The organism is Acinetobacter sp. 22323 (assembly GCF_052044895.1).
GTDB classification, from domain to species: domain Bacteria; phylum Pseudomonadota; class Gammaproteobacteria; order Pseudomonadales; family Moraxellaceae; genus Acinetobacter; species Acinetobacter schindleri.
Genome location: NZ_JBQEOL010000025.1, coordinates 18,240 through 29,337, shown reverse-complemented (window position 1 = coordinate 29,337; position 11,098 = coordinate 18,240). Strand labels below are relative to the sequence as shown.

The following is an 11,098-nucleotide window of genomic DNA, read 5'->3' as shown; positions in this document are numbered from 1 at the left end:
TAAGTTGACAAAAATAACTAATCATGCGAAAAAGTTTTTTTAGTTAACAGATGTTCACACATGCCTCGAATTGTTTCTGTACCACTTAGTTTAGAACAGCGAGAACGACTCATTTTTCTGGCCAAGCATGCAAAACATTGGCGTGAAAGACAACGTGCCCAAACTATTCTCTGGCTTTCTGAAGGTAAAAGTGTTGCGGAAGTTGCCACTCTACAAGAACGTATCCCAGAAACCATAAGGCTACAACGCCGACGTTGGGAATTGTATGAGTTTGAATCGATTAAAGAAGGTCATCGCTCAGGTCGGCCCAATACATTGATCTCAGACTATCAGGCGAAAATCCTAGATTGGGTCAATACAAGTCCACTCAATGCAGAACAAATCCGAGTCAAACTACATGAAGAATACGAAGTGTCCGTGTCTGTTGAAACCATTCGTAAGTTTTTACGTGATTCAGGTATGGTCTTCAAGCGTACCCGTCATAGCTTGAAAAAAAAGAGATCCGATTGCATTTGAACAAGCAACACAGCAGATTGAAAAATTACGAGAGCAAGCGGCACGTGGTGAAATTATATTAGGTTATGTTGATGAAACAGGGTTTTCATCTACACCTGATAACCGCTATGCGTGGACAAAGATAGGTGATGTTCATGCGGTTGATGCAATAAGATTAAAACGAGTTAATGTCATGGGGTGTTTGCTTTCAACGGGGAAACTGGTGACAAGTTGTTTACAAGAGTCTGTTACAAGCACTTGGTTTTATGCCTATTTAACTGGAATAGCTCAACAAGTAAAACAGACTTATAACCTTCCATTGGTTCTTATTGTTGATAATGCCTCGATTCATAGAAGTAAAAAGATGGCTGATTACAGAGAGCTACTTAAAAGTAACTTTTCGACGAATTTGTATTTTATTCCAGCTTATAGCCCTGAGTTAAATCGAATCGAGATGGTATGGAAGCAGATGAAATATTATTGGCGAGATTTTCAAGTCATGACAGCTGATAAAATAGAGCAATGGGTGGAGAGAGTATCAAACCAATTCGGAAAAGAATACATGTTTACTTTTTAATGACAGCTTATGTGACTGAATTTAAAAATAGTAATACCAGTTTTTATTTTTATTATTAGAAAATGAAGAGTTAGTTGTTAATCTGTATTTTTTAATTACAGAGAACGACAATTCAATCTCATTATTTTACGCATAAAAAATATAGAGAGAAGAAAAATAGGAGTTGTGTATATATTCTGAGATGTCTAACTATATATTTAAATTTACTAGGTTAAGTCTGTTAATTATTTTATTAAAATAATAAGCTCAGTTATAAATTTAAATAATTAATAAAATAGAAATAATAATATAAGAGATAATAAATAATTTTTTAGAAGGTGGATAATTTGATCTGCTTCAATAGTTCAATATCTTTCTGTTTCACTCGAGATAAATTGAAAGCCATCTGTTGATAAGAGTTTTTTATCAACTCTTTGATTGGAGAGGCATCGAGATTTGGCTCTTCCAATCCTATAATTTAATGTTTTTTATTCATATGCCAACTGATGCGGATATAAGGGTAAATATCTCGTAGTATTTTTCTATATTCAATTTTCAGCTTAACTGTATACATCACTGCTCTCACTGAACGATTGGGTACAACTGACCTCATGGACAGAGTGTGATTTTCAGATGCTATTGGGTGCAAGGTCATAAGCTTTGAATAATTTAAAGAAAAGTTGTGGATAATTTAAATATTATCCACAGTTTAGAGGAGAATTATGAATAAATTAAGATGAACAACTCACCATGACTTCTGGGACATCACTTGGTAAAGGGACTAAATCTTCAGGCTGTTCGAGTTCTGATTGCTTGGTAAATGGCTGACTAAGTAACTTGAACAGGCGATCTACTTCTGAGAAGTCATCTGCTTCAGCAAGCTCGATGGCTTTCTGGGCCATATGATTACGCAAAATATAATGTGGATTGGCTTTAGTCATTTGCGTATCCAGCTCAGTGGTATCTTGAAACTCGCGAATAGTTTCATACTGGCTTAAGAAATTTTCAAAAGCACGACGGTCTAAGCAATCATCCTTAATGACGTCATACTCTTTATTCTGCAAACGGATAAAGCTTTGCGTATAGTCCAATTGCTCAGATTGCAAGATACGCAGGAACGCCATGGCACAATCAAAACTGTCTTTGTGAAAACCTGGCAAGCCCATTTTCTGATTTAGACCGAGTTTATAGTGCTCAAGGAAAGTCGGCTCGTAATGCTCTAAACAAGCTGCTAAATCCTGCTTCCATTGTTCCCTGTCATAGTCAGTAGGGCAGAGTGGTACAAGATTATTCAGCCATTGCCATAAATTCCAGTGGGCAATACTTGGTTGCTGTTGATAGGTATAACGCCCTTGATAATCCGAGTGGTTATTGATCCAGTTCGGGCGGAAACGCTCCATAAATCCATAAGGACCAAAGTCCAGTGTAGAACCAGTGATATTCAGGTTGTCGGTATTCATGACGCCATGAGCAAAGCCGACCAGTTGCCACTTCGCAATCATCACAGCCGTACGTTGAATGACTTTTGTTGCAAATGCCAGAATCGGCTGCTCTGCTTCAAGACATTCTGGATAATGCCACTCAATACATTTTTGGGCAAATTCACTTAAAAGATCAGGTTGATACTGATTAATCCATTCAAAATGACCAAAACGAATATGACACTCGGAAGTCCGTAGCATCATCGCGCCAGGTTCAAGTTTTTCACGCTGAATCCCTTGAGCAGAGGAGGTAAAACCAACAGCATTACTAGAAGCAATACCTAAACAGTTTAGGGCATGGCCTGCAAGATATTCACGAATAACTGAACGTAATACAGCACGACCATCGCCCATACGCGAATATGGTGTAGATCCAGCACCTTTTAAATGTAGGTCAATAGTCTGATTATTTTTATCTAGAATTTGCGCAATCAATAGACCGCGTCCATCACCGAGCTGTCCCGCCCATTGGCCGAACTGATGCCCGGCATATACCATTGCGAGGGGTTCAAATTCAGCAAAAGTTTTCTGACCACTACAAATTTCCATCCATTCAGCTTTGTCCTGTTCCGACCACTGCAGCTGATCAGCCAAAGCCTCATTGAAATGACCTGCTTTAGGTCCTTTTAATGGAACCGGTTGTTGATGATGATAGAGGCGGGAAGAGAGCGTGTTATAACGGGCATTAAAGTGCATAGCAATCAGATTTAACGTATGTTTAGTTCACTATAACAAAGAATGATAACGAAAACTGTTGATCATTTTTGACCAGCTATAAATAAAAAATGCCCCGAATTCGGAGCATTTGTACAGTATCTAAATTATTCAGATACTGGCGTTTTTTTCAGGTTACGAACCAGTAAATTCAGAGTTTCACGGTGATGAGACAGGCGTTGCTCCACCAGCTGGAATTCCATCTTCAACTTGTCATCCATCTGATGGATTCTTTCAGCAACTGCTGCCTTTTTCACTTGAATTTCTTTTTCTTTTAGCTTAGCCCAGTCATTCAGGGTTTGTGTGAAAGCATCATATTCAAGAGCAATCTTGCTTTTGACATTGGCAATGTCTTCATTAACATCATGACCATACACGGCAAGATCTTGCTCGGCATATTTAAACTTCATTGCCAGCTCAGCTTTCTTGATGTTAAAGCTTGGAATACGGCGTAGGTTTTTTGCCAGACCCAGTTTAGAGCAGGTCCAGATCAACCATTTTGTTGGATCATACTGCCACCATTTCACCCCATTACGGTAATCGTACTGGAAAATGTGATGGTAATTATGATAACCCTCACCCCAGGTGGCAATTGCTAACCAGAAGTTATCACGTGCTGTATTTTCATCGGTATATGGACGTGAACCCCACATGTGACACAATGAGTTAATGAAGAAAGTCACGTGATGGCTCAGAATCAGACGAACTAGACCACCGAGTAACAATACACCCCAGACATCGCCTACTGCCCAGCCAATAGGAAGCAGAATCGCAGCATGCACAGCAATCACCAGCGGTACATAGTACTTATGCTGGAACATCACGACTTTGTCATTCTGCAGGTCAGGTGCATTTTTGTAGTTCGGTTCTGCTGCTGGATAATCACGAAGCATCCAGCCTAGGTGCGCATACCAGAAACCATTGTTGATCGAGTATGGATCTTTTTCGACATCATCGACATGGCGGTGATGGGTACGGTGACCTGAGCCCCAGTACAAAATACTGTTTTGTACAGCAAATGTACCCATGATCATCAGAATGATTTTTAGTGGTAAAGTCGCTTCATAAGCACGATGTGCCCAAAGACGATGGTAACCCGCTGTAATACCAAGGCTACTAACGCCAAGTAAAACAAACATACTGATCCAGGCAGCAAGACTGAAATCATGGTGATACGCATACAATGGAATCGCAATGACAGCTACGATTGGCAATGCAACCAAAGCAAATACAGCGACCCAGTTAATTGGGGCTTGAGGTAGGGGAGCATTCATCTCCAACAGCACTCCTGGAACCTAGGAAGAAGATGTTTCTGAACCTAGGAAGGTATATCTAAAAGGCCAAATCCTCTAAGCTTTATAGGGGATTGAACTTATGCATATTAACATGGGCAATAGGGTGGCACTAGCTTTATTGCACAGGTGTATTGTACTTATGAGTAACAGAATAATTAAAACGAAATGTGACATTTTTAAGCTGTGACAAGGTGCAGTTTTTAACCATCAAAATTAAGAATTTGACCTGTTACGAAGCAGAAAATTTCTATTTAGTTCATGCGTGTATCAGTATTAGTCATATAAAAATAAGGTCGAAATAAATCGTTCTAAAAATGTATTATCAGTCATGACCATGAGGTCCGTACTTTCATGGCAGCTCTCCATAATGAGTACACTGTTAATAAGATTAGATACAGATGTATAGCAATACGTTTACTCAGCTTTTCACTATCTGACAATTAAAAGAAAACCTCTTAAATCTAAGAGGTGGAGAAAACAAAAAATTTATTATCTTTAGAGTTGTTGCAGCATAAGTTTAGGATAATCAGTGATTAAACCTTGTACACCTAAATCACGTAATTCTTTGGCACGCTCAATATCGTTGACTGTCCATACACTGATATTCAGTTGGGCAGTTTGAGTTGCCTTAATCATTTCTTTGTTGGCCAATTCATTCATCCAGCCAATCTGACAACAACCCAGTTCAAGTGCCTGATCAATGGCTTTATGTTTTACATCAGTTTCAATCAATAAACCACGCTTAAACTGTGATTTTTGTTGTTGCAGTGCAGCATGAATTTTGGCATCAAAACTGGTAATAATAGCTGAATGTTCAAAGCCCTGGAGTTGTTGCTGTAATTCCAGGGTGATTTGTTCCGCGGCAGCTTCGGAAGCCACTTCTTTGATTTCGACTTCGATATGATCAAAGTTCTGAATGACATTTAAAGTCTGGTTTAAAAGGGGAGTTGGTTCAACCTGATTCCATTCAGACCATTGTACGGCATGATTATATGGGGACAGTTCTTCACGGCTGCATTCATAAAGATGCTTTTGCTGGCCTGTGGTACGTACAAAATCATCATCATGCATAATAATCAAGGCATTGTCTTTAAGTTGACGTACGTCAAACTCAACCGCGCGAATCCCGATTTCCTGAATATATTGAAATCCACCGAGGGTATTTTCTGGTGCTTCCCCACGCGCACCACGATGGCCGATTATACGCATGTTGCGATAACCTGAAAAAATAAAGATAAATACATGATGTCGAATAATTATGACGGAACAATGACGATATTCTGCGCCTTTGGAACTTTATTGCAAAGATCGTCGACGCAGATTTTTCTGTGGAGTTTAATAAGTTTTAGCGGTTTTATTGATTAATAGTTTCATTGATATTTTTCTGCCATAGTACTTCAGAACCACCTTCAGCACGTTGTAAGGTACGTGAAGCTACAAATAACCAGTCTGATAGGCGGTTGAGTAGTTGAAGTGAGGTTGCCTGAATATTCTGGTCACGACTGTGTACAGACATGACACTGCGCTCAGCTCGACGGCAAACAGCGCGTGCCTGATGGGCATAGCTACAAGACAATGAACCAGCTGGCAAAATAAAGTCTTTCAGCATTGGTAAGGCTTCATTCATACGGTCAATATCATTTTCTAAAAAATCAATTGCTACCGGTTGAACCAAGTTAAAACCGGGAATACAGACCTCACCACCCAGATCAAACAACCAGTGTTGGATCAGACTAAGTGATTTGTCCCAAGTCGCTTTATTTTCAATTGGACTTATGCTGATCTGGGAGCGTAATACACCAATGGTTGCGTTGAGTTCATCGACATCACCCAAAGCGGTGATACGTAAATCATCCTTGGCAACGCGTGAACCATCACCGAGACCTGTAGTGCCTGAGTCGCCGGTACGGGTATAGATCTTACTTAAACGGTGGCCCATAATAGATCCTTAAATAATTAAATGCTGTAAATAAAAAGAATCATGCCATAGGCATGACATGATTCTCAAAAGTATTTATTTAAACTGTAGTGAACTTAATATTTGAAAGTAACACCAGCAGAGGCGAGTCGGCCACCGTTGATATAGAATTCATCGCCACCATAAGATGCAGTCTTAAACTTGTTGTCACCGATATTCTGAATATTGGTAAAGACTTTAAGATGCGGATTGAGATTCCAATACGCATTCAGATCAACCGTGGCATAGCCAGGCAGTTCTTTCGAGTTTTTTGAAGCAGAAATTTTAGATGTGGATTTCGCAGTTAATGTCGCACTCAAACCATATACATTATTTTCTAATCCAATCGTTGTTGAAAGCGATTGGCGGGGACGACGAATAAGTTCTAAACCTGTTTGTTCATCTTGAGTTTTGACATAAGCGTATTCAGTACTCATAAATAAATCATCTTTTTGCCATTTTAGACCGAATTCACCACCAGTCATTTTTGCTTTGGCTGTGTTAATGAAGTCTGTTGTTGACGTATTTGTCAGATCGTCCCAACTATAATCAGGCGAAATTAGGTTTTTAACTTTAGTTTGATATAAGGATAAAGATGTACTGAAATGATCCGTTAATATTTGATCTATCCCGATTTCGTAAGAAATACTTTCTTCGGGTTTTAAATTGGGATTACCATTAGTGATGTACGTAGTTCCTTTCCACTCACTACTATCAGAATAGAATAATTGATTCCCAGTTGGCGCTTTAAAGCCTGTACCGATATTGCTGTAAATACTCGTTGTATCAGTAAGGTTATATCGACCTGCAATTTGACCGACTACATGGCTACCAAATTGGTCATGATCTTCTAAGCGTAAACCTGCTTGGGTATGTAGCTGATTGGAATCGTAATTATGTTGAACATAGTATCCGATACTATCTAAATCTTGCTTTTCTCCTTGAATAGCATAGCTCTCGATATGGGCTTGATTTAATGCTGCACCTAAGATGAATTTTTGACTTTCTGAAATCTTCAAATTAAGGTTAAGATCAGCTTCATCACGTTCAGTATTGAACATATAGCTGCTTCTAGATCCAAGTAATTCATCTTTGAAATTCGCATATTGCGCATTTAGTGCAAGGTTTTCTGTAAGCGTTGTACTTGCTTTTGCGATAAGAACTTGGTTAAGAAAGTCTTGAGAACCACCATAATAGACATTGGTTCCCTCATTTTTACTAAAACTTAGGCTGGCGCTGTATTTCTCTTGGTCGAGACCCAATTTTGCGCTGTAACCTTTTTGATCGTATCCTGCATCTTCTTTTGCTTTATTTGTAACGGGAGTTCCACCGCTTTCAAGGCGCTGAGCTTTAATTTGAGCGTATAAACCTGACTGATCTACAAAATCTGCGCCAACAATAGATTTATAGGTATGATTTTCACCTATCTCATTGGTCAATGAGATACCTGTTTTCTTAGGTGTAGCCGAAATCACATTGATGACACCACCAATCGCATCTGTACCATACTGAACGGATGCAGGACCTCTTAAGACTTCAATACGTTCAATATCGCTTAAATCTATATAAGGAATATTAGAGCCACCATCTAGAGCGGTATTTAAACTGACGCCATCTTTTAAAAATAGAAGGTGCTTTGAATCTGTACCACGAAGGAACGCAGATGTCGTTTGACCAATACCACCTGATTGCACAATGTTAATAGATGCTTCTCTATTCAGTAGAGAACCTAAATCTGCAATAGGAGATCGTTGAATGGTTTTTTCATCAATCACTGAAATCCGCGCAGGTACATTTTCTATCTTTTCTTCAGAACGCGTAGCGGTCACTACAATCGTATTTAAAGATGCTCTAGCAATATTTTGTTCAGTAGCGTGAACAGAAGATGCGAAACCCAACGCAAGTGCGATCGAACCCGCTAAAGCAGCAGGCTGAAATTGAATAGTCATGATATGTGCTCCATACATTCACTCCCCGTGAATGATTGAGTTAAAGAACACAACAAGCAGGTATCCGGACTTAAATGTGCAGGGCCGTTGCCATGCTGCCAATCCACCTTCCCACATCTCTATATCGTTGTATGCAGTGGTGTAAACCTGATGTTTAAACTGATTGACGTTTCATTTTTTACCGTTGCGGGGGCAGTGCTGGATTTACACCAGCTTCCCTAAAGCAGAAAGCTTTGACTTGTTGCAAGTTGAGCGCAGTATAAGTCGAGCATGTCATTTAAACAATCTGAATAAATAAATATCAGATCGAACTTTACGCAAGCTATAAAAATTGCTTTACAATGATTTGCTCAATTTTATAGATCGGCTATGACATTGAGGAAATTTTCGAGCCAAATCAATATGCGAACCCGTGCCAAAATTTGTGGAATTACCCGAGTTGAAGATGTACATGCTGTAGTCAATGCAGGCTGTGATGCGATTGGATTTGTATTTTATCCGCCGAGTCCGCGTAGTGTGACTTTAGCGCAGGCTGAAATACTGATTCAGACGGTTCCCGCCTATGTACAGGCAGTGGGATTATTCGTAAATAGCAGTGCCGATGAAATCCAGACTATTTTAAAAACCGTGCCGCTGGATATCCTGCAATTTCATGGTGATGAAACTCCAGAGCAGTGTCAGTCGATTGCCAGACAGGTTGGACGCCGTTGGTACAAAGCCATTCAGGTCAAACCCGGTCTGGATGTAGTAGCTGAAATTCAAAAATATCAGGATGCAGGCGCAAGTGCAGTGCTGTTAGACGCATGGCATCCAGACTTAAAAGGTGGAACAGGGCATAGTTTTGACTGGACCACTTTCCCTAAACTCAATATTCCTTTGATCTTGGCAGGGGGATTAAATCCTGACAATATCGAACAGGCAATTCTCACCACACATGCGTATGCGGTGGACGTGAGCGGCGGTGTCGAGTCCGCAAAAGGTATTAAAGACCAACAACTCATCGAACGCTTTATGCAAGGAGTCCTACGTGGATCAGCAAAATAATGTGATTGACTATACCCAATTCCCTGATGCAAAAGGGCATTTCGGTATTCATGGCGGGCGTTTTGTGTCAGAAACACTTATGGCAGCTCTGGAAGACCTGGAGAAGCTGTATTTCCGTATGAAAAATGACGAACAGTTTTTGGCAGAATTCGACCGTGACCTCGCTTACTACGTAGGTCGTCCAAGTCCGCTTTATCATGCTGAACGATGGTCAAAAGAGTTGGGTGGTGCGCAAATTTACTTGAAACGTGAAGACTTGAACCATACAGGTTCGCATAAAGTAAATAACACGATTGGTCAGGCGCTGCTGGCAAAACTGTCTGGTAAAAAACGTATTATTGCGGAAACTGGTGCAGGTCAGCATGGCGTTGCAACAGCAACCATCGCAGCACGTTTGGGTCTTGAATGTGTTGTATATATGGGCGCAGATGATGTAAAACGTCAGGCCATGAACGTGTATCGTATGCGTTTGTTGGGTGCAAAAGTTGTTGCAGTAGAAAGTGGCTCTAAAACTTTGAAAGATGCCATGAACGAAGCAATGCGCGATTGGGTGACAAATGTTGATACTACATATTATGCAATCGGGACGGTAGCAGGCCCACACCCGTATCCGCAACTGGTTCGTGATTTCCAATCGATTATTGGTCGTGAAGCACGCCGTCAGATTCTGGAACAGGCGGGTCGTCTTCCGGATGCTCTGGTTGCTTGTGTCGGTGGCGGTTCAAATGCGATGGGTTTGTTCTATCCATTCCTGAATGATCAAGATGTGAAAATGTATGGCGTTGAAGCAGCAGGTCATGGTATCGAAAGTGGTAAGCATTCTGCACCATTGAATGCTGGTCATGTCGGTGTGCTACACGGTAACCGTACTTATCTGATGTCTGACGAACAAGGTCAGATTATCGAAACGCATTCGATTTCTGCGGGTCTGGATTATCCGGGTGTTGGACCGGAACACAGCTTCCTGAAAGATATGGATCGCGTGAAATACGTACCGATCAATGATGAAGAAGCATTACAAGGTTTCCGTGATCTTACCAAGATCGAAGGTATTATTCCTGCGCTAGAAAGCTCACATGCGATGGCATACGTAACCAAACTTGCTCCAACGATGTCTAAAGACCAGATCATCATTGCCACTGTTTCAGGTCGTGGTGATAAAGACTTGATGACCGTTGCAGGTATTGATGGCGTGGAAATGGTTGAGATGTAAATAATCTCCCTAACCCTCTTTACGAAAGAGGGAATAACCCTCCTTTGAAAAAGGAGGGTTGGGAGGATTTAAAAATCGTATTCAAGCAATTGAGTGCGATTTTTTTATGCAATAAAAATCCTCCTTCTTTGTAAAAGGAGAGGGAGGCAAGGATTGAGAGTTACCGCCTTCTTTTTAATGCTTACGTATGAGCAGATCGGTTAGACAATATAGATGTTGCCGTAAGGCTGAGGTATAGGGATATACTTGCAGTCATTACAAAATAGTTTTGTTTCTTTTGCCAAAACAAAAGTAAGGATTTACTAAAGAATCAATATGCAGACTTATAATGAAAATGGGTGTGCGAGAAAAATGCTTCAAAAACTTTTCTGCAGGTAGATATTACTTTGGAAAA

At 40.3% G+C, this 11,098-nt stretch carries 9 protein-coding genes and 1 riboswitch; of the genes, 4 read left to right on the top strand and 5 right to left on the bottom strand.

Annotated features, from left to right (window positions below):
• Positions 1–60: 60 nt before the first annotated feature.
• A complete protein-coding gene (locus ACTJIX_RS13765; protein WP_004973749.1) occupies positions 61–516 on the top strand; it encodes a helix-turn-helix domain-containing protein in 456 nt (151 codons plus the stop codon).
• Positions 506–1,072, top strand: coding sequence for an IS630 family transposase (locus tag ACTJIX_RS13760; protein ID WP_121533679.1), 567 nt, complete (start codon positions 506–508; stop codon positions 1,070–1,072). The genes ACTJIX_RS13765 and ACTJIX_RS13760 overlap by 11 nt, the downstream gene beginning before the upstream one ends.
• A 710-nt stretch (positions 1,073–1,782) precedes the next feature.
• On the opposite strand, the gene ACTJIX_RS13755 is transcribed toward ACTJIX_RS13760, so the two are convergent.
• The 5 genes from ACTJIX_RS13755 to ACTJIX_RS13735 all read right to left on the bottom strand — a co-directional run bounded on the left by ACTJIX_RS13755 (position 1,783) and on the right by ACTJIX_RS13735 (position 8,447).
• Positions 1,783–3,228, bottom strand: a complete 1,446-nt coding sequence (locus tag ACTJIX_RS13755; protein ID WP_440611532.1) for a protein adenylyltransferase SelO — start codon at positions 3,226–3,228, stop codon at positions 1,783–1,785.
• Positions 3,229–3,353: 125 nt separating this feature from the next.
• Positions 3,354–4,520 (bottom strand): acyl-CoA desaturase, encoded by a 1,167-nt coding sequence (locus ACTJIX_RS13750; RefSeq protein WP_004816108.1) that lies wholly within the window; start codon positions 4,518–4,520, stop codon positions 3,354–3,356.
• A gap of 516 nt (positions 4,521–5,036) precedes the next feature.
• Positions 5,037–5,750 carry a glycerophosphodiester phosphodiesterase gene (locus tag ACTJIX_RS13745; RefSeq protein ID WP_048881970.1) on the bottom strand — a complete coding sequence of 238 codons (714 nt, stop codon included), beginning with the start codon at positions 5,748–5,750 and terminating at the stop codon, positions 5,037–5,039.
• Between the two features lie 145 nt (positions 5,751–5,895).
• Positions 5,896–6,480 (bottom strand): cob(I)yrinic acid a,c-diamide adenosyltransferase, encoded by a 585-nt coding sequence (locus ACTJIX_RS13740; protein ID WP_248603578.1) that lies wholly within the window; start codon positions 6,478–6,480, stop codon positions 5,896–5,898.
• Between the two features lie 95 nt (positions 6,481–6,575).
• Complete coding sequence (locus ACTJIX_RS13735) at positions 6,576–8,447, bottom strand: TonB-dependent receptor plug domain-containing protein (protein WP_248603579.1); 1,872 nt, start codon at positions 8,445–8,447, stop codon at positions 6,576–6,578.
• 38 nt (positions 8,448–8,485) lie between these two features.
• A riboswitch (cobalamin riboswitch) is annotated at positions 8,486–8,704 on the bottom strand.
• 145 nt (positions 8,705–8,849) lie between these two features.
• Here ACTJIX_RS13735 and ACTJIX_RS13730 point away from each other — a divergent pair.
• Positions 8,850–9,491, top strand: a complete 642-nt coding sequence (locus ACTJIX_RS13730) for a phosphoribosylanthranilate isomerase (RefSeq protein ID WP_004816116.1) — start codon at positions 8,850–8,852, stop codon at positions 9,489–9,491.
• Positions 9,475–10,704: a tryptophan synthase subunit beta gene (gene trpB, locus ACTJIX_RS13725; protein WP_004816119.1), complete on the top strand. Its 1,230-nt coding sequence runs from the start codon at positions 9,475–9,477 to the stop codon at positions 10,702–10,704. Before ACTJIX_RS13730 ends, trpB begins: the two co-directional genes overlap by 17 nt.
• The last annotated feature ends 394 nt before the right edge of the window (positions 10,705–11,098 follow it).

Coding starts and splice junctions, on each gene's coding strand:
- ACTJIX_RS13765 (WP_004973749.1), top strand. CDS start 61: ATGCCTCGAATTGTTTCTGTACCACTTAGTTTAGAACAGCGAGAACGA.
- ACTJIX_RS13755 (WP_440611532.1), bottom strand. CDS start 3,228: ATGCACTTTAATGCCCGTTATAACACGCTCTCTTCCCGCCTCTATCAT.
- ACTJIX_RS13750 (WP_004816108.1), bottom strand. CDS start 4,520: ATGAATGCTCCCCTACCTCAAGCCCCAATTAACTGGGTCGCTGTATTT.
- ACTJIX_RS13745 (WP_048881970.1), bottom strand. CDS start 5,750: ATGCGTATAATCGGCCATCGTGGTGCGCGTGGGGAAGCACCAGAAAAT.
- ACTJIX_RS13740 (WP_248603578.1), bottom strand. CDS start 6,480: ATGGGCCACCGTTTAAGTAAGATCTATACCCGTACCGGCGACTCAGGC.
- ACTJIX_RS13735 (WP_248603579.1), bottom strand. CDS start 8,447: ATGACTATTCAATTTCAGCCTGCTGCTTTAGCGGGTTCGATCGCACTT.
- ACTJIX_RS13730 (WP_004816116.1), top strand. CDS start 8,850: ATGCGAACCCGTGCCAAAATTTGTGGAATTACCCGAGTTGAAGATGTA.